The 18862-nt window shown below is 43.5% G+C and carries 19 protein-coding genes; 7 read left to right on the forward strand and 12 right to left on the reverse strand.

Annotated features, from left to right (window positions below; all coding sequences use genetic code 11):
* Window positions 1-91: 91 nt before the first annotated feature.
* Window positions 92-1081 carry an Abi family protein gene (locus FD27_RS05530; RefSeq protein ID WP_057750745.1) on the forward strand — a complete coding sequence of 330 codons (990 nt, stop codon included), beginning with the start codon at window positions 92-94 and terminating at the stop codon, window positions 1079-1081.
* Between the two features lie 309 nt (window positions 1082-1390).
* Here FD27_RS05530 and FD27_RS05535 read toward each other — a convergent pair whose 3' ends face one another.
* Window positions 1391-3166 (reverse strand): 1-deoxy-D-xylulose-5-phosphate synthase, encoded by a 1776-nt coding sequence (locus FD27_RS05535; RefSeq protein ID WP_057750748.1) that lies wholly within the window; start codon window positions 3164-3166, stop codon window positions 1391-1393.
* 165 nt (window positions 3167-3331) lie between these two features.
* On the opposite strand from FD27_RS05535, the gene FD27_RS05540 reads away from it, so the two are divergent.
* Both FD27_RS05540 and FD27_RS05545 read left to right on the forward strand, forming a co-directional pair.
* Window positions 3332-4579, forward strand: a complete 1248-nt coding sequence (locus FD27_RS05540) for a DUF2075 domain-containing protein (protein WP_057750751.1) — start codon at window positions 3332-3334, stop codon at window positions 4577-4579.
* The gene (locus FD27_RS05545) at window positions 4569-5270 is read left to right on the forward strand and encodes a TVP38/TMEM64 family protein (RefSeq protein ID WP_057750754.1); all 702 of its coding nucleotides are present in this window, start codon (window positions 4569-4571) and stop codon (window positions 5268-5270) included. The genes FD27_RS05540 and FD27_RS05545 overlap by 11 nt, the downstream gene beginning before the upstream one ends.
* A 38-nt stretch (window positions 5271-5308) precedes the next feature.
* Here the strand turns inward: FD27_RS05545 and FD27_RS05550 are convergent, their stop codons facing one another.
* The 4 genes from FD27_RS05550 to FD27_RS05565 all read right to left on the reverse strand — a co-directional run bounded on the left by FD27_RS05550 (window position 5309) and on the right by FD27_RS05565 (window position 9517).
* On the reverse strand, window positions 5309-7831 hold the full coding sequence (locus tag FD27_RS05550) for an AAA family ATPase (RefSeq protein ID WP_057750757.1): 2523 nt from the start codon (window positions 7829-7831) through the stop codon (window positions 5309-5311).
* Window positions 7832-7850: 19 nt separating this feature from the next.
* Window positions 7851-8708 (reverse strand): alpha/beta hydrolase, encoded by an 858-nt coding sequence (locus FD27_RS05555; protein ID WP_057750760.1) that lies wholly within the window; start codon window positions 8706-8708, stop codon window positions 7851-7853.
* Window positions 8709-8808: 100 nt separating this feature from the next.
* Window positions 8809-9144 (reverse strand): fluoride efflux transporter FluC, encoded by a 336-nt coding sequence (locus FD27_RS05560; RefSeq protein ID WP_057750763.1) that lies wholly within the window; start codon window positions 9142-9144, stop codon window positions 8809-8811.
* A complete protein-coding gene (locus FD27_RS05565; RefSeq protein ID WP_057750766.1) occupies window positions 9137-9517 on the reverse strand; it encodes a fluoride efflux transporter FluC in 381 nt (126 codons plus the stop codon). The genes FD27_RS05560 and FD27_RS05565 overlap by 8 nt, the downstream gene beginning before the upstream one ends.
* 97 nt (window positions 9518-9614) lie before the next feature.
* On the opposite strand from FD27_RS05565, the gene FD27_RS05570 reads away from it, so the two are divergent.
* On the forward strand, window positions 9615-10007 hold the full coding sequence (locus tag FD27_RS05570) for a VOC family protein (RefSeq protein ID WP_057750769.1): 393 nt from the start codon (window positions 9615-9617) through the stop codon (window positions 10005-10007).
* A 42-nt stretch (window positions 10008-10049) separates the two neighbouring features.
* Here the strand turns inward: FD27_RS05570 and FD27_RS05575 are convergent, their stop codons facing one another.
* The 3 genes from FD27_RS05575 to FD27_RS05585 are packed head-to-tail and all read right to left on the reverse strand — an operon-like array spanning window position 10050 to window position 13194.
* The gene (locus tag FD27_RS05575; RefSeq protein WP_057750772.1) at window positions 10050-11012 is read right to left on the reverse strand and encodes a YdcF family protein; all 963 of its coding nucleotides are present in this window, start codon (window positions 11010-11012) and stop codon (window positions 10050-10052) included.
* Window positions 11012-12754 (reverse strand): ABC1 kinase family protein, encoded by a 1743-nt coding sequence (locus FD27_RS05580; protein WP_057750775.1) that lies wholly within the window; start codon window positions 12752-12754, stop codon window positions 11012-11014. Before FD27_RS05580 ends, FD27_RS05575 begins: the two co-directional genes overlap by 1 nt.
* A gap of 14 nt (window positions 12755-12768) precedes the next feature.
* Window positions 12769-13194 carry a CopY/TcrY family copper transport repressor gene (locus FD27_RS05585; RefSeq protein ID WP_057750778.1) on the reverse strand — a complete coding sequence of 142 codons (426 nt, stop codon included), beginning with the start codon at window positions 13192-13194 and terminating at the stop codon, window positions 12769-12771.
* A 162-nt stretch (window positions 13195-13356) separates the two neighbouring features.
* Here FD27_RS05585 and FD27_RS05590 point away from each other — a divergent pair, with 162 nt between their 5' ends.
* The gene (locus FD27_RS05590) at window positions 13357-14727 is read left to right on the forward strand and encodes a DHA2 family efflux MFS transporter permease subunit (protein ID WP_057750783.1); all 1371 of its coding nucleotides are present in this window, start codon (window positions 13357-13359) and stop codon (window positions 14725-14727) included.
* A 39-nt stretch (window positions 14728-14766) separates the two neighbouring features.
* On the opposite strand, the gene FD27_RS05595 is transcribed toward FD27_RS05590, so the two are convergent.
* Both FD27_RS05595 and FD27_RS05600 read right to left on the reverse strand, forming a co-directional pair.
* Complete coding sequence (locus tag FD27_RS05595; protein WP_057750786.1) at window positions 14767-15105, reverse strand: branched-chain amino acid transporter permease; 339 nt, start codon at window positions 15103-15105, stop codon at window positions 14767-14769.
* Window positions 15102-15800 (reverse strand): AzlC family ABC transporter permease, encoded by a 699-nt coding sequence (locus FD27_RS05600; protein ID WP_057750789.1) that lies wholly within the window; start codon window positions 15798-15800, stop codon window positions 15102-15104. The genes FD27_RS05595 and FD27_RS05600 overlap by 4 nt, the downstream gene beginning before the upstream one ends.
* A 137-nt stretch (window positions 15801-15937) precedes the next feature.
* Here FD27_RS05600 and FD27_RS05605 point away from each other — a divergent pair, with 137 nt between their 5' ends.
* Window positions 15938-16426 carry a GNAT family N-acetyltransferase gene (locus FD27_RS05605; RefSeq protein WP_057750793.1) on the forward strand — a complete coding sequence of 163 codons (489 nt, stop codon included), beginning with the start codon at window positions 15938-15940 and terminating at the stop codon, window positions 16424-16426.
* A gap of 198 nt (window positions 16427-16624) precedes the next feature.
* On the opposite strand, the gene FD27_RS05610 is transcribed toward FD27_RS05605, so the two are convergent.
* Both FD27_RS05610 and FD27_RS05615 read right to left on the reverse strand, forming a co-directional pair.
* Window positions 16625-17164, reverse strand: a complete 540-nt coding sequence (locus FD27_RS05610; RefSeq protein ID WP_057750796.1) for a GNAT family N-acetyltransferase — start codon at window positions 17162-17164, stop codon at window positions 16625-16627.
* 156 nt (window positions 17165-17320) lie between these two features.
* Window positions 17321-18145, reverse strand: coding sequence for a glycosyltransferase family 8 protein (locus FD27_RS05615; protein WP_057750799.1), 825 nt, complete (start codon window positions 18143-18145; stop codon window positions 17321-17323).
* A 61-nt stretch (window positions 18146-18206) separates the two neighbouring features.
* Here FD27_RS05615 and FD27_RS05620 point away from each other — a divergent pair, with 61 nt between their 5' ends.
* Window positions 18207-18860, forward strand: a complete 654-nt coding sequence (locus tag FD27_RS05620) for an HD domain-containing protein (RefSeq protein ID WP_057750801.1) — start codon at window positions 18207-18209, stop codon at window positions 18858-18860.
* Window positions 18861-18862: the final 2 nt, after the last annotated feature.

Below are 18862 nucleotides of genomic sequence, written 5' to 3' on the forward strand. Positions count from 1 at the left end.
AAAGGGCCCTAGGAGTAGGTGTTGGACTAGCAAAACCTCAGTTCTGTGTATTTGCATAGTTCTGAGGTTTTTGTTTTGGGAAGGTGATATTTTGACAGGTACTGATAATTCGAAACCGTTTAAGACATTGAACCAGCAGCTATCAATTTTGCGCAGTCGCGGTCTTGATGATGCTCACGCTAAAGCAAAGCGTTCACTAGAACAAATAGGATATTATTCATTAATTAACGGTTATAAGTGGATGTTTTTAGCTAGAGGCACTAACGGAGAAATCATTCATCCAGAAGTATATAAAGATGATGCTTCTTTCGATGAAATTAAATCACTATACGATTTTGATTTTGAATTACGAGCTATTCTTTACAGGTCCTTACTTAAATATGAAACTATGTTAGGTGCGGAAATAGCTTATCGCTTTTCTGAACAATACCCAGAAGAGCATGCATACTTAGCAATGGATAATTTTTTCAGAGACGCCCAACATGTTTCGTCTGTTGTAGGTACTATAAGTTCTTTATCAAGTACTATCAAAAAGTATTCAGATCGTCGTGGCAAAAATGCTATAAAACACTATGTCAATAAACATGGTCATGTTCCTCTTTGGGTTCTTGTAAACTTCTTAACATTTGGTGAATTAAATTATTTCTATGCAAATTGTACTGAAGATATTCAATTAGCAATTGCGCGTGATTTCCGCAATATGAAATGTACTTCATACAATAATTCTCATCAATCCGCAATTACACCCGGTGCCATTCGTAGCATTAATCAGATGGTAAATATTTTTAGAAACGCGGTGGCTCATGGTGAAATAACCTATTCAAAAATAGTTTATCGAACACCTCATATGGGGGAAATTAAGTCTGCTGCAGGTATCAATAATATAGCATTAAGAAGTCAAGCTGGCGTTTTTGAACTGATCATTGCAATGAAAGCTGTGCTTCCAAAGAAGAATTTTAGACGTTTAATTAATGATATGAATAATTTAATTGAAAATTTTAAAGATAATTTTTCTCCTGTCAATTATTCCACATTATTACAGGATATGCACTTTCCAAGCAACTATAGGAGCATTCTTTAACCCCTTCTCCTGTAATGACGATATTAAATATGTCACCGATCCACTTTTTCATTTTTGTGTTAATAAACTAATACAATTAAGGATATATTACTACACACCATTCAATATGGTTGGAGTACTCAAGTAGCCACACAACCAAAAGTTTATCTGCACATTACATCCAAGATTGAAGAGTATGTGCTCAAAAAATGCACAACTTTGCCCCACGAGTGCCCCATGAAAACTAGATTCATGATATTAATTTATTCGGTATAAAGAAAAAGGCCCCATCATATACAAGCTAAAGATGCTGATATGGCGGGGTTTTCTTTATAGTGAATGTAAAACTTTTTCGATATCGTCAACAATTTGTTCTGGTGTCAAGTGGTACCACTCGTACATAACGTCCAACGGAACATTATCCGCAAATTCACGTGGTGCTCCGAAGTTCAGTACCTTGGTATCCTTTGGTCCATAGTAACGTGCGATTGTTTCACCAAAGCCACCAGAAACATTACCATCTTCAAGGGTGACCACAATGTTGTGATTTTCAGATAAGTGGTGCAAATAGTTTGGATCAATCCCAGTCACGGACTTTGGATTAACCAGCGTGGCGTCGATGTTCAACTTCTTTTGCAATTGGTCCCGCACTTCGACACCTAGTTGCCAGAAGTCACCAACTGCCATAATAGCAACCTCACTCCCTTGATGGGCGACGTCATACTTGATATGACTGTAGTTATCTTGGCTAGGAGTACCATGAATTAACTCTTTTTCTGGCTGGCGAATAACAACGGGTTGTTCCCGCTGCTTAAGGGCCCACTTTAACATCGAGATCATTTCTTCTAAGTTAGTTGGTGCCAAGTATTCAATATTTGGCAAGTCGGAAATCATGGAAATGTCAAACGAACCTTGGTGGGTTGCTGATCCAGAGGCAATCGTTCCGCCACGCACAATCATGACCACTGGCGAATCATTAAGGGCCATGTCATGAATCAGCTGATCGTATGCTCGCTGTAAGAAGGTACTATTCTGGAATACAACCGGCTTAGCACCCGCTTCAGCCATGGCAACAGCTGTGGTGATGGAATCTTGTTCAGCAATACCAACATCATAATAGCGGTCAGGATATTTCTTTTGGAAGGACTTCAAGTTAAATACGCCTGGAATAGCTGCATTAATGGCGACTACTGGTTCTCCAGCATCAATTTGCTTGCCCAGTTCGGCTAAAATGGCATCAGAGTAATTTTCACCGGCTGGCTTTTCCTTGCTTTTGCCAGTCTTGATGTCAAATGGTCCTTGCCAGTGCCACTTCATCTTATCCTCGACTGCAGGTTCATAGCCCTTACCCTTGAGAGTATTAACGTGCAAGACGATTGGGTGGTCAATGTCCTTAACATCTTTAAAGGTATCAATCATCGTCTGCAGGTCGTTGCCATCAGCGATGTAACGATAGTCAAAGCCCATAAATGTGAAGATATTATTCGGATCCTCGCCATTGGATTCACGCAGCTTTGCTAAACCTTTGTACAGGCCACCCTGATCCTTATCAATGGCCATCTGGTTATCGTTAACCACGATGATCAGGTTCGAATTCAGCTTAGCAGCATTGTTGAAGCCTTCAAAAGCCAAGCCACCACTCAGGGAACCATCCCCAATTACGGCCACAATATTATCCTTTGAGTCTGGATGCAACAGGTCGCGTGCCTGCGCTAACCCAACGGCTAGAGAAACGGAAGTCGAGGTGTGGCCAATCTCAAAGAAGTCATGAGCACTTTCTTCGGGTGAAGTGTACCCACTAATATCTTCATAATGATCAGGATCTAAGAACCCCAGTTTCCGTCCTGTCAACATTTTATGTGGATAGCACTGGTGTGAGACATCCCAAATTACCTTGTCATGTGGAGAGTCAAAAACATAATGGTAGGCAATCGCCGTTTCCATGATTCCTAAGTTTGGCCCCACGTGTCCACCAATTGCAGCATCGCGTTCTAAGACCAATTGGCGCATTTCCGTTGCTAATTGTTTCAACTCATCCAACGACATTTTCTTAATATCTTCCGGTTCGTTAACCCGGTTTAATAAGTAATCTGGATGTCGATTCATCTCAGCCACCCCTTCAAAAGTTTTTACCAGCGTGATCCTGGTACGTCAAAAACACTGTCTATATTTTACCACGTTTCACCAATGTTCGTGATCTGATGGCCGCAACAAATTGACGAAATCGTCCCGCTCCAGTAAGATTAGTCTGAGATGGAGGTCAATTAATACATGACTAGTCAAGAAAATCAGGCAACAAATAAGCTTTCACCATTTAAGCATTTAACAACGGAGCAACAGCACCTTGTTAATCAAATCATGACCTTTACAGTGAATCATTTAACTGGTAACTACCCGGCCATCTACACGATTTACGGGGATGCTGGTACGGGAAAAAGTGTCGTTTTATCGCACCTCTTTAACCAAATTCAAACGGCTGCCCGGCATGACCAAAACTCACCGCTTTATGGAACCAGCAATTACTTTGTGGTCAACCATCCCGAAATTTTGAAGGTTTATCGTGAAATTGCTGGTGGCATTAAGAGCTTGTATAAAAAAGACTTTGCCCGACCAACATCATTAATTAATCAGTTGTCTAAGCAGAATAAGACGATCGATGTAGCGGTGATCGATGAAGCCCACTTATTACTTTCCAAACCAGACCACTACAATAATTTCTATCACGATAATCAGCTTGTTGAGATTATCAAACGAGCCAAAGTTGTGATTCTTGTCTTTGACCAATACCAGGTCTTACGGATGAAGAGTTTGTGGACACCGCAACGGTTAGAAAAAATTACCCACCAGTATCCACATCAGGAGTATCATCTTAAGCACCAGTTTAGAATGACCGCTAGCGATGACCTGATTGATTGGTTTAATCATTTTACCGATGATTATGAGCTCACCCCTTTGCCATCAGATGCGCGCGATCATTATGACTTTCGCATCTATGACGATGCAGAAGCAATGCGGCAGGCAATTGTCAAGCGGAATCAGGAAGTTGGCCTATCCCGCATTCTCTCGACCTCAGGTTACCCTTCGACGCTTGATGGCGGTAAGCATTATATTGTTGAGGGAAAGTTCAAAATGCCGTGGGACCAGTATAACTATACTGTGACGCCGTGGGCAGAAATTCCCCAAACGATTGATGAGGTAGGTTCCATTTACACGTGCCAAGGGTTTGATTTGAATTATTCTGGCATCATTCTCGGTCCCCCAATCAGTCAAATTCCTGATACAATGAAATTACAGATTAATTTAGATAAGTATACGGATTCTGAAGCATTCAAGCGCCGGGCAGACTTAACCGATCCCGATGAAATTATTGCGTTAGAAAAACGGATGATTATGAATTCCTTAAATGTACTCTTCAAACGGGGCGTTAAAGGAACTTACTTGTACGCCCATGATCCCTTACTACGGGCCACTTTGGTTCAATTATTCAAGGAAGCAGGATTAACTTTTAATGGGAAGTAAACATCGAACAACTAAATTAGGGCGCGGCTGGTTAATTACCTTGGCGGTTGTTTTATCAATAATTGTAATCGCTTTTATTGTCAATAACTATCACGCCGAAATTCACCTATTACTGCATCCCGTCCCTGGCGAACGAGCGAAGTTACTCGCACTGATGCGGCAACATGGCCTTGTTAATTCTATTCTTCTGTTAGCTTTGGTCGCCTTATTTAACGCCATTCCAGGGATGTCGAATTCAGTGGTCTGCATTTTTGTGGGGCTTTGTTACGGCCCCTGGTTAGGGTTCATGGTCAACTGGCTGGGCAATATTTGCGGAAACTGTCTCGTCATTAGCTTATTAAACCATATTGACATTTCTAAGCGCATGAAGAGTCAACGTATATTGGACCTGCTATTGAACCAAAAGCACCCGTTAATTGGGTTGACGATTGGGTTTATGATTCCGTTCATCCCCAGTATTCTTGTTAACTACGCCAGTTCCCAAATGCATATCGACCAGCGGCGGTACCTCGCAATGTTATTTGTCGGCATGGCACCAACATCATTCCTGTATGCCTTCGGTGGGGATGCAATCTTCAAAGGAGATTTCAAAAGGTTTATCCCCATTATCATTGCGCTCTTGATTATCTTTGCTTGCTACTATGTGATTCGTAAATTCTACAAGCAACATAAGGCTAATTTAGCAGAATAAGCAAAATGCACTAGCAACATCGCTAGTGCATTTTTTCGTTAATTAAACCGGTGTTCAAATTCTGCTAAATACTGAGTCGTCAAACTTGTTGGTTTCTTTACTAACTCATCTGGTTGTCCTTCCGCAACAATTTGACCACCTTTGTTACCGCCACGTGGGCCCATATCGATTAGGTAGTCAGCATTGACCATTAAGTTCACATCATGGGTAATCATGATGATTGTCGCGCCCTTATCAATCAATCGCTGCATAACTTGCAAAAGGGTTTGCACGTCTAACGGGTGCAGACCGACGGATGGTTCATCAAAGACAAAGAGGGTTGTTTCTTGCCGGTGGGACAAGTGTTTTACCAGTTTCAGACGTTGGGCTTCCCCACCGGATAGTGAAGGCGTACTTTCACCAAGGTGGAGGTAACCGAGACCAACTTCATCCAATAGTTTCAACTCTCGTTCGATCTTCGGTACCTTTGCAAAGACCGGAATGGCATGGCGGACATCGAGATTCAATACATCAACAATTGATCGGCCATTCCATTGGACCTTTTGAATATCATTATTATAACGATCACCTTGGCAAACTGGACAAGTCTGTTGCATATCCGGCAGATATTGAATATCAAGCGTAACGATTCCAGTACCGCCACAGTTTGGACAAGCGCCTTGTTTATTGTTGTAAGAGAAGTATGAAGCCGTGTAATGCTTTTGCTTAGCCAGTGGTTGGCGAGCGTATAGCCGCCGTAAATTATCCATGATACTCGTGTACGTAGCCACTGTTGACCGAGTAGACTTCCCCACCGGTGTCGCATCAACCGAAACAACATGCTCTAATGAAGTTGTCAATGAATCAACCTGTTTAGGCAATGGTTCCCCCTTCTCTTGCCGCTGCAGGGCAGGTACCAGCGAATCAAGAATCAGACTAGTCTTTCCAGCGCCAGAGAAGCCTGTTACTGCCGTTAAGCGGTTTGTGGGAATCTTGACGCCGACGTTGTCCAAGTTAAAGTAGTGGTTAATCTTAATTTCCGTATTTGTTTTTGTTGGCACAGGTTGCGTCTGCCGAACCTTAATCTGAGCCTGACCATTCAAAAATGGACCAATCAGGGAGTCGCTCGTCTGGCGTAATTGGTTTGGCGTGCCCTGAGCAATGATGTTGCCACCCTCTGCCCCGGATCCTGGACCAATTTCAATAATCCAATCAGCTGCAGCAATGATATCAATGTTGTGGTCTACCACGACTAATGAGTTCCCTTGAGCAACAAGTTCCTTAAAAACGTGGAGTAAACCAGCCACATTATCTGGGTGAAGACCAATAGAAGGTTCATCAAGCACATACAAAACCCCGGTTGTCTCCGTCCGTAGAGTCCGCGCTAACTGAATCCGTTGAAGTTCCCCAGTTGATAAGGTATTCCCGTTCCGTGACAGGGAGAGGTAGTCCAACCCCAATTCCAACAGTGGACGGAGATTATCTTCAAATTGTTTGAACACGGAAGTCCCTAACTTGTGCATATCAGCTGGCAACTCATCCATGACCTTCTTTTGCCATGCTGGGAGTTCCGCCAGAGTCAGGTTAGTTACTTCTGCAATATTCAATCCACCGGCTAACTGCTTCAACAATTCTGGCTTTAACCGTGTCCCATGACAAACAGGACAGGTGGAGAAGTGGAAAAACTCCTTGATCCGTTCTTGAGCACGAGCACTCTTACTCGTCCGCGCTGACTCTAGAACGGCGCGGTGGGCATTTTCATATAAGGCATTAAAGTCGTGGAAAACACGGCCGGTGCTTGAAGCAAAATCCATCTTGTACTTCTTGCTTGGACCATTGAGAACAAATTCCTTCTCCTTATCGGTTAGATTCTTATAAGGAATATTAATCCGGACCCCCGCTGCTTCCGCTACTTGCGGCATGAAATTTCGCCCTGGCAAGTGCCAAGATGCAACGGCTCCATCAGCAAGTGACAGGTTGGGATCGCCAATTAGCTTGTCTTCGTCTAGTTCACGAACTTTCCCGGTCCCCTGACAATTAGTGCAGGCCCCATCGGAATTAAAAGCAAAGTCTTCCGCACTATATGCATAGAACTTTGCACCGCACACGGGACAGGTTAGTTGACCCATTTCATCACCTGATTTACTCATTGCCTGAGCAATTTTTAAACTGGGCTTTAAACGGTGGCCATTTGGGCAGACCGGTTGACCGAGCCGAGAGAAGATCAGGCGGATAACGTTGAAGAGCTCGCTCATTGTCCCCACGGTAGCGCGTTCGGAAGGCACAGATGGTCGCTGGTGGAGCGCTAATGCTGATGGGATATGCTTAACTGACGACACTTGCGCCTGCGCCCCCAACTTGATCCGCCGTCGTGTATATGTCGACAAAGCTTCTAGATAGCGACGCGACCCTTCTTCATAAAGGATGCCCATTGCCAATGAACTTTTACCGGAACCCGATAATCCCGAAATAGCAACAAATTGGTGGAGCGGAATATTGACATCAATATTCTTCAAGTTGTGAACCCGACCACCGCGAACTTCAATCTGGGCCGGGATGGTACTCTCTTTTGTCTTGATCATAAAAAGCTCCTTTCTGAATTTAATTCTTCTGCCATAAGAACTTGATCAATGCGCGATCAACTTTGGCATTTTCGTGTAATTTAGAATGTTGGGCATTTTTGCCGGTGAATTTAATTTCGGTATATGACTTGGCCCGTGAAGCAACCAGGTACTTTAGCGAACGGGACGAAACATTCGTTACCCGACCATCAGTATGGTTGCCAATGTCACCGTAAATATTCAAAACCGCGACTTGGTTTTGCGGATAGATCTTACGGGCCGCCGTCATTTGCCGATAAGTAGCATTCATATGGTTAGGCTTCCCTTGAGCATTTAACTTCATTCCGGCCGGCTGCTTAATGGCATCCGGAATACCAGCAAAGTCAAGTCCACCAAAATGACCGGCAATGTCTACTTGCTTCTGTAATTGCGGCATATGCTTATTCTTGCCATTTTGTAACATGTAGTAAATGATCGATATATTGCCGAGGGAGTGGCCGACCATATTAATTTTCTTTATTCCATACTGCTTTTGAAGCAGCTTAGCAACATTGGTGGCATATTTACCATGTTTATTGAAATCAAGCTGACGGTTGTCCTCATAGTTAACTTCAACAATTGGGTTAATGGCGCCACGATGCATATTACCATGCAAACTGACCTGACCGTCTTTCGTAACATCTGCCCTGATAATGGTATTGGTAACCCCGGCACGCTTAGCCGCGTTCACCATGCTATCTTCTGCCCGATAAGAACTGCCACCGCCATGGAAAAATAAAGTTGCAGTGGTTGAATGGACAAACTGGTTTGTCTTTCGCGTATGGAAAAATGCACCACCAATAATGGCAATTAAGATAATAACCACGGTCAAAAAGATGCCGACCGAACTCTTTTTCATGAATAGCTACTCCCTTCATTGTGGTTTCAACAATTAATTATATTATTAATTGAAATGCTGACAAAATAAAAAGGGTTCAAAGCACACAGTCTTTGAACCACTATCCTAAAATTAACCAAACTGCTAAGAGGCCACCTCCGTAAGTCAATACTAGATAACTCAGTAACTTACCATAGGCGTGCTCATCAAACATTGCGACTAATTCAGTATTCAGCGTTGAGAAAGTGGTATAGCCACCCATAACACCAACACCCCAAAAGAGGTATTGTCCATTAGCAGAGCCAAAATGTCTAATCACGAGGCCTAAAAGACCTGCACCAGTCACGTTGATGAACAACGTGGCAAACGGCCAATCAATTTGGCTCCGTTTCCACCAGGTAGTCACGAGATAACGGACGACTGCCCCAATTGCTGATCCAAGGCCAACGTTAATCATGGTATTCCTCCATTTCCACTAATCGTTTAGCTAACCAATAGCCCATTAAAGCGAGAACAAAGCCGCCAATCAAACTCGCTAAACCATAAACAAGCGCAAATCGCCATTCATTGTTGCCTAATTGAATGGTTGTTGTCGTGAACGAAGAAAAGGTGGTAAACGCCCCAATCAGGCCGGTACCTAGTCCTAAGTTTAACCACCCAGCAATAAGGTCGCGTTCGATCACGTAATAAGTTAAGAATGACAAGAGCAGGCAACCTAGCCAATTAGCTAATAAGACGCCCATTCCTGGGGCAATAATTGTTAAAAGATAGCGTAAGATTCCACCAATAAAGGCAAATCCGGCGACACTTAAAATATTTTTGACTTTCATCTTTATCCTCCGTGTGTTTTATCTTACTAGGAGCGTCATGGTTTGGCAATTCTTTTCGGAATTCAGTATAATTGACGCTGGTAAGGAGGTCGAAACAATGAAGATGAGAAGGATTGACCACGTGGTCTTAACCGTCAGCAATCTGGAAGATGCAATGCGTTTTTATCACGAGGTCTTTGACATGCCAGTGATTGACCAACAAACGACTGATGATGTCATTACCCTGCGTTGTGGTCATCAACTGATCCGGTTGCAAAAAGCTGATCGGGACACGGATCTCAAAGCTCCCCACCCAACAATCGGTGCGGCTGATTTATGTTTAGTTGCTGGAGACAAGTTAGATGATATTCTCCATCATTTCCGCAGTTACTACGTTGATGTCGTTACTGGACCAATTGAAAAACGCGGTTCCGAAGGCCCAATGACCTCAATTTATGTTCACGATCCTGACAAGAACTTAATTGAAGTTTCCGTTTATAAGAATAAATAGCAAAATAAAGCTTCCGAGAATGCTCCCGGAAGCTTTATTTACTTATATGAGGATTTCAGCAACCAGAAGTGCCACAATCACAATCATCATGCTGAACCAAGGATGGTCACGCAAAATACCAAGGTAGTCGCGAGTAACTGCCATGGGTTGGTGGCCCAGTGGGGTCGGTGCAGCTACCAATGTCCACCCCAGTTTTTGCTGACGACAGTATGTCCAAGCGCGGATCAAGTGAAAAGAACTCGTAACGACCGCAATTTTGCTTTCTTCGCTGATTCCCAAATTTTGTAATAAACGTGAGCTGAATTGCAAATTTTCCCACGTGTTGTGAGCATCTTCTTCTAGCAATATTTGTGTTCGTGGTACCTGACAATGATGTACTAAGTAGTCAGCCATCGCTGCGGCCTCCGACAAATGGTCACCACGTAATTGCGCGCCAGTGACTACTAATTTGGCGGTGGGCTGCTGGAGCCATAACTGATTGGCAACGCGAAGCCGACTAGCTAATATCGGTGGCACTTTGTCATCGTGCAAACCGGCACCAAGGATAACAATTGCCTGTAATGATTCGCCCGCTGGTTGCATCACTGGCAACCACAAAGTAATGAACCAGAACAATAACAAGCCGACCGTGATCAGTCCATTGATCATCAGGGCAAGTAATGAAACTTGTTGGGTGATGATCCCAAATTGATTATGCAGACAGATTTTGACCTGCAGCGGCAATATTAGTAGCATGTCCAACAGCTCCAGAACAAAGACTTTGGCGTTAAACGACTGGGCATTGCCGATGTTTTGAAACCGACGCACTAAAATTATTTGTAAAATTTCTAACCAAACCAAGAGACAGGCACCGGCAACAGCTAACGGATACATAAGCCATTGTCGCCACACCATAAGAATCACAACTGTCCCGATCATCGTCCATGCCCCTGGCCAGCGCAATTGTTGTGCCTTTGGCCACCACAATAAGACGAGTAGCAAGAACCAGCTAAAGAGGTAGATCATTAGTATCGCTTCTTTCGGGCACGTTTCTGCCGCCACCGCGTAATTAATTCAGAGGATACCAAAATGATCACGATCACAATTGCAATCGAGTAGCCGGTGACACCAAGCCGATAAATATGCGGATGATCAGCACTTCCCTCAACAAGTAATGAGGACCCTACAATAATAGCAGCCAGGATAAGGGCCACCACCAGTCGATTGGTAATTCGTAACAAGAGCTGGCTAATCCGCTCTTCATTTTGATACTTAAAGTTCAGACGGGCATCCCCATTAGTTAAAGCATCTAAGAAATCATTGACGTGGCCAGGGAGCTGAATTAATTGGTGACCAGCCTGGTAGCTCCCCCACAAGTCATCCTCAAGACGATTCCGCAAGTTAAAATGCTGCTTCAAATACCGTCGGCCAAATGGTCGGGCCACTTCCATCATGGAAAGGTTAGGATCAAGCTTGGCAACCGTTCCTTCTAGAATGCCAAAGGCGCGTACTAGCATCGTCACCTCAGCCTTCATTTGCAGGTGATTATCTGCACACAGATGGATGATTTGATAAAGCAACGTTGAAAAATCAATCTCGCTTAAACCAGTTGACATGTATGGACGCAGGAAATGCCCCAGATCCGTGAAAAATTGCTGTTCATCTACCGGTCCTGTCTGATTGCAGACTGCCAGAATGGCTTGCCCAATCTGCCGGGTATTCTTCGAATTAATCGCCAAGACAATTTTAGCAATGCCATCCGCCATTGCCGGCGTCAAACGGCCCATCATCCCAAAATCAATTAAGTTAATCCGGTACGGTGGTAACACTCCTTGACGTTGGTATTCAAAGTTTACGTTACCAACCTGACGACTCATTTCGTGTTCGGTTGCTATCTCAGGTTCATCAACCTGTTCAATTAAAATGTTACCTGGATGGGGATCCGCTTGGAAAAAGTGATCAACGAAAACCTGCTTGATAAAGTTATTGACCAATGTTTTCGCAATCATCTCACGGGTTTGGACCTGCATGTCTTTAGTTGCCTGATCGCTACTCAATTTTTGATTAACGAGGTGCTGAATACTTTGCCCCTTCATCAACTGATTAACAAGGATCTTCGGTGCACAGTATTCACGGTAAACTTTTGGTACGCGAATAATCCCGGCCTGATTGTTAAGTCGGTAAAACTCTTCCCCGTTCTGCACCTCTCGCATCGTGTCAATCTCTGCTCTCAGGGATCGACTGAGTTCAGTAATAACAGCTGTCGGGTTAACCACTGCCTTTTCAGTTGGTACATACTTCAGTAAGTCTACTGCCCGCTGCAGCAAATGCAGGTCAGTATTTACCAAGGTCGTTACTTCCGGATGCTGAACCTTGACGACCACCGGCGTCCCATCTTGTAAATGGGCGTGGTGTACTTGGCCAATGGAAGCCGAAGCAAATGGCTGTTCATCAAAATCCTTAAAGACCGCACTGATCTTTTTGCCGGTCTCTTCTTCAAAAGTTTGTTCAACACTGGCAAAAGGGTCTGCGGGCACATCATCGCGCAATTTACTGAGCGCTTTAATATAACTAGGTGAAACTAGGTCGGCCCGCGTTGACAGAATCTGGCCCAGTTTGATGAAAGTGGGTCCTAATTCCTCTAGCGCCGCACAAATCTCCTCTGGGTTGGTCTGCCGGTAAAAATTACGCAAAAAGTGGTGTTTGCGCATCACAGCCATTATTTCACGGACCCGACTTTTGCCACTAATTGTTGATGAGTCACTCATGACAATTTCCTTTCCTATTCGCACCGCATGTTTGGAACACAGTTACAGTCCACTTCATCCGGAGCATCCGGTAACTTTTCTGCTAGTATCTTCTGCAATCGTTGAATATCACTCTTGCTCAAGGGTCGCTGTTTGATCACATGGGCAATCGTGGAACCGACGTGCATTTCACAAATACTATCAAACAGCTCATCGGCGGACTGGTTCATTGTCGCCTGTTCCTGAACGCAAGCAGTATAGATGAAAGCCCGACCATGACGGGTTGTTTGCAGGGCCCCCTTTTCGACTAATCGCCGCAATAAGGTTTTTATCGTCGCTGGTTTCCAGTCTGTCTTCTGCTGCAGAATATCAATAACCTGGTTGCTGGTCGCTTTCCCCAATGTCCAAACAATCCGCATAATTCGCCATTCAGCGTTGGTGATTTCTAATTTATCTGCCATTTTAACACCCCATTATTAATTATATTTACATCCGTAAACTTAATAATCTTATTATACCATCTCTAATTTTGGCATTTGTTAACAATTAGGTCAATTCCCATTGCAGCCCCGGACCAGTCCTGTTACACTGAACCAAGTTATTTTTGAAAAGGAGTTTATCAATTGACTAATAAGCGCATCCAACGGGCCCTGGTGGTCATGGTCTTTGGGACCTTTTTTGGTATCTTGTGTTCAACCCTCATGAACATTGCCCTGCCAACCTTCATGCAAGTCTTCCACATCTCCGCTGCACGTGTCCAGTGGGTGACTAACGGCTACATGCTGGTGAATGCCTTGATGATTCCGGTTAGCTCGTACTTAATTAAGCGGTTTTCATTTCGGCGTCTTTTCCTCTGTTTCAGTATCATTTTCATGATTGGAACCATCACGGGTGCAATGGCCAATAGTTTTAGTTTCCTGGTGGTTGCGCGGATGATTCAAGCGATCGGAGCGGGGATGATGATGCCACTCGTTAACGTGCTCGCCATCCGCTATGCCCTGCCTGGTCACAAAGGCCGAATTATGGGAATTATTGGGTTAGCATTTAACTGCGCGCCCATTCTAGGACCAGCCGTTTCTGGATTCTTACTCCATTATTTATCTTGGCGTTTTCTTTTTATCTTGGTATTACCGTTTGTCATTCTGACAATCATTGCGTCCCTCATCACCCTGCCCTCGATCCCGCATAATGAGTATCCCCGCTTCAATAGCTTAGGATTTACAGTCATCACGGCGGGACTATGGTGTTTATTAATGGGGCTATCCAATGTTTCCACGCAGCCAATCATCTCTTGGCAAGTTACGGGACTGACCTTTATTGGTATTATCCTGATTGCATTCTTCTACCTCAACCAACGCCACAGTGACCATCCACTAATCAACTTAAATGTTATGCACCACCGTCAATTTGTCCTGGCCACCAGTATTAACATGATGATTACTGCTACCATGTATGGTAACGCAATTTTAATCCCGTTATTGGTCCAGATTGTCATGAGGCAAAGTACAATTGTATCTGCAATTGCGGTCTTACCAGGAGCCATGCTTACCGGATTGCTTTCCACCACCAGTGGACGGTTTTATGATCGTTACCCAATCCAATGGCTAGTTGGTGCCGGATTGCTAATCGATATTTTGGGAACGGCTTGTCAGGGGTTTATTGGTGCTCGTTCATCGATTTGGTTAATTACGCTTTTTCAAACGATTCGCCAGTTTGGACTGGTTACGATGCTAATCCCGTTGCAAACCCAGGCACTGTCCTTATTACCAAATGACTTGGTCCCTGATGCGGTTGCTTCTTTCAATACTTTGCGACAAATTGCGGCGGCATTTGGAACCGCCTTAATTGTGATGGTGGTTGACCTCGTCAATCAACAAGTCCACTCAGCTGGTTCTCACTTAGGAATCCAGGCTGGCTTCGGTTTCTGTCTGATGATCCTCCTCGTATCATTGGTACTGAGCCGCAAGCTCTATCACAAAATCAACGCCGAATAATATGAAAAGGTCCTAGGCAATGCGCTTAGGACCTTTAATCTAGAAAATGAAGTTGACCAACAGAATATATGACACCGTCCCCACCAACAGGGAGAGGCACATGTTTCGCCGCCACAGGTGAATTAGGACCGTGATAACGGTCGCAATAATGTCAGGCAACCCATGAGTACCACTCAGAAAATTGACGTTCCGGAAACAGTAAACAACTAGCATCCCCATAATGGCTGGTGGGAGAAATTTTCCTAGTCCTTCAATAAAAGGACTGATTTCATCCGAGCCATTTTTATTGTGATCGAAAATTAAAAATGGAAAGACACGTGTTAAAAAGTTAGCAATTGCAGCAATGCTAATCGAAATGATTTGTTGGATAATTGTCATTTCTGTGCCCCCTTCTGCCGTCGTTTAGTCAGAAGATAGTACTCAAGGACTAACAACAATAGCGTGACCACTAAGAAATATGTCTTACCGAATGATAATAAGCAAATAATAGTAATTGCAATTCCACTAAAGGAACTAATGTGACTATCTTCCTTTAAGAATTGATCGAGCGCCAACACAATAAAGAGTGCGGTCATCACAAAATCCAATCCCTCAATTTGTAAATGAAGAATAGACCCAAGAAAGCCGCCCAAGAAAGCACCAAGAACCCAGTAGAACCAATCAAGCAAAGTGATCCACAACTGTACTTGAGTTCGGTCATAACCTTTTGGCACGGTGGAATAGTAATTTAATACAAAAGTTTCGTCCGTCAAGCCAAAAATAAGTAGCCATTTTCGCCACCCAGCACGTCGATACTGTTTCAGCATCGATAAAGCATAGAAAAATTGGCGAAAACCAACTACTAACGTCACTAGTAACACGTTCAGTGGTTGAAAATGTTGAATTAGCATATTAGCGATCACGAACTCAACTGAGCCCCCATAAATCGTCAACGCCATTAAAGTGGGATAAATAAATGAAAATCCCAGGTTATGCATATATAAACCGTAACCCAACCCCAGGGCAATGTAACCAAATAAAACAGGGATTGATTGACGAAAAGCAAACCGGAATTCACCGCCCTTAGTGGACATATCAATCGACTCCTTTAACCAAAACTAGTAACATCTTAGCAAAAACTATTTGTAAATACTACCAGCAATTAGGGATAACTTGGGTTGCCAGATATCGTCGACTGAACTAATGTTATGGATGAAAAGGAGAATTTGCCATGCAAGTACAAATTGAACATGTCCAACCAAGTGATCTTGATGCGGTGGTTCGAATCGAACGGCTCGGGTTTTCGCCTGCTGAGGCTGGGACACCGGCAGCATTTAAGGATCGGATCGCCAAGATTAGTGATACCTTCCTCGTTGCTAAAACAAAGGGACAAGTGGTTGGCTTTATTGTTGGCCCAGCAGTCAATGAACCATTCGTCACTGATGAGATGTATACCAACACACCCATTAATTTACCGCATGGGGGTCACCAATTAGTCTTATCGATTGCCACTGATCCTGCCTACCGAAGAAACGGGATTGGCAGCCAGCTGTTGGCAGCTCTGGAAGAGGTCGCTCGGGCAGCTGGTCGGGCGACGATTTCACTCGATTCGCTCGCTAAGAATGTGCCCTTTTATGAACACAATGGCTTCCGTAAAGTGAATGTATCTGCTTCTGGTCACGCGAACGAGACGTGGTACAACTTAGTTAAAAAATTGTAGTAAAAGGGTGGTAGCTAATTTTGACATTACCTACCACCCTTCTGAATTTTAAACTGCTATTTTGGCATCAAATATACTCTTTTTGGTAGCTAAATTGGTAGCTAAAACGAAATTGTGAAATTTTTTAACGAATTTCACGGTTTCTGTTAAGCCCCGCAATTCTTACTACCACAAGGTATTTGTCAATTTAGCTTTCAACTAATTTTCGCCGTTTTCTGGTTGAGTTACTAGTTCGTAAACATATGATTCTTCCTCAGGCCGGTAGACTCCATGGAGCTCCCCAACCTTCTTGAAGCCATGCTTAGTGATTAGGTGTTGCATGATCTTATTGTGCTCATGCGTATCAATCCGCAATGACTTGATATCCTTGCGATTATTCTTAATGTAGTCAATTACACTAACAAATAATTTTGAGGCATAACCCTTTCCAGCATGGTTAGAGTGAATAGCGACTCGGTGAATAACCTGGTATTGCTGGGTATCTAATAGCCACTGTCCATCCAATTCATCGTAGGAGTGATCTGGAGCATCCACAATTGCTAAGGCCCCAACGGTCTGTTCATCATCAGATTCAACCAAGTATGCCCAGCCATGCTGGATGTCTTCTTTGATGTGTTGTTCGTTCGGATAGTCGCCCTGCCATTGGTCAATCCCTTGTTCAGCCAGCTGATTACGACCATCACGCAGAATGTTCATAACAGTATCCAAATCATTTAAGGTTGCTTTCCGTAATTGCATATTTCTCCCGACCTTTCTTACATTTGATAAGTTAAATAAGATAACCTAAACAATTTATCAAAAAGTGATATTAAATTCAACACTTTAATTAATAAGTATTTCTAACTCACCCACATTATAACTCGTTTAATATAATAATGGTTATTAACCAAACCATTACCGAACTCGATTGACAATATGCTTTGTCATCTGGAAATATTGTTTATAAAGTGCAGTTAACCGGCCATGATTCATGGTGATCAGCCATGGTTTATCGCGTCCGCAGTAATGGAGAATAACGGTATTTTTAATCACCCAATCTAACGTCCACTCGCCAAAAGAAATCGTTGCATAGGTTGCCAGGTTACGGGTATCGAAGTTAAATAACTGGTCTGGAACTGACTTGATTTGGTCACCATACAAGGCATTTAAGACGTCTTGATCAGGTAATAAGAGGATATGTTCCCGAATATAGTCAAAAATATCTTCTGCTTTTACCGTTTCTCGGATTAGGTCGAGATTCATCAATAAAACTCCGGAATTGTAATAACCATCTGCCGAGAAGTTCTGGAGACGAATCTTATTAATCACATCCGTCGTATTAGTTAGGCTGGCGTGAATTGCCGATGCATACAGCTTTCCGGTAAGGTCTGTATCGTAAAGCTGTCCTAAATCATTAATGCATAGCAGGTCAGCATCCAAGTACAGGATCTTATGGATAGATTCCGGCAACATCTGATGCGCTAACAGCCGATAGTAAATCGTCGTTGGATAGCGGTCCGTTACTGGCGCATGGTCGAATAATGTTTCATCCACCAATACCCGGTGATAATGCATGCCAAACTCATCGGCAATGGCTTTTAGCTCTGCCTCTTTATTTAGTGGTGTTTTTTGCAAAACATAAATGTCAATATCCCGTTCTTTAGTATTAAGGTGAATGGACAGTAGGACTGTCTCCAATTGACTGACAAAGCGATCATCAATCGCAAATAATAAATTCATAGCAATATCCCCCAACCCATTTGGTATACTGAAAGTAGTATTAACGAAATGGAGCATCATTATGACTACAGCAGAACAAATTGAAGTCGTCCGTCAATATACCCAGAGTCAACTAGCAAATGATCAAACTGGTCACGGTATGGATCATATCATGCGGGTAGTCAAAATGGCAAAACAAATTGCCCAGGGTGAGCAAATCGACCCCTTTCTTCCGGTCGTGGCCGCCTACCTTCATGACACGATTGACGAAAAACTAGTAGCCGATGTGCAGTTAGCACAACGCCACGTCGCTGACTTCTTAAAGAAGAATGACTTCACTGATGAACAGGTCAAGGTCATCATGGACACCATTTCCAACATTTCATTTGCCCACACCCTCGATGGTAAGGTTAACCTATCTAAAGTTGCCCAGATAGTTCGAGATGCGGATTGGCTAGACGCTATTGGGGCAATTGGCATTATGCGGGCTATCTACTACGGCGGTGCCCATGGCGAAAAGATCTATGATCCTGCCATTGAGCCCCGGACAAATATGACCCGGGAAGAGTACCGCGACTTAAGTCATGAAACTATCATTAATCACTTCAGTGAAAAGCTTTTTCACATCAAAGACAAGTTGTTTACGAATACTGCACAACGCATTGCTGAACATCGCCAACAAGTCATGATTGATTATGTGGCCGAATTTAAGGCAGAATGGCATGGCGAACAATAATA

Source organism: Limosilactobacillus frumenti DSM 13145 (genome assembly GCF_001436045.1).
Classification (GTDB): Bacteria; Bacillota; Bacilli; order Lactobacillales; family Lactobacillaceae; genus Limosilactobacillus; species Limosilactobacillus frumenti.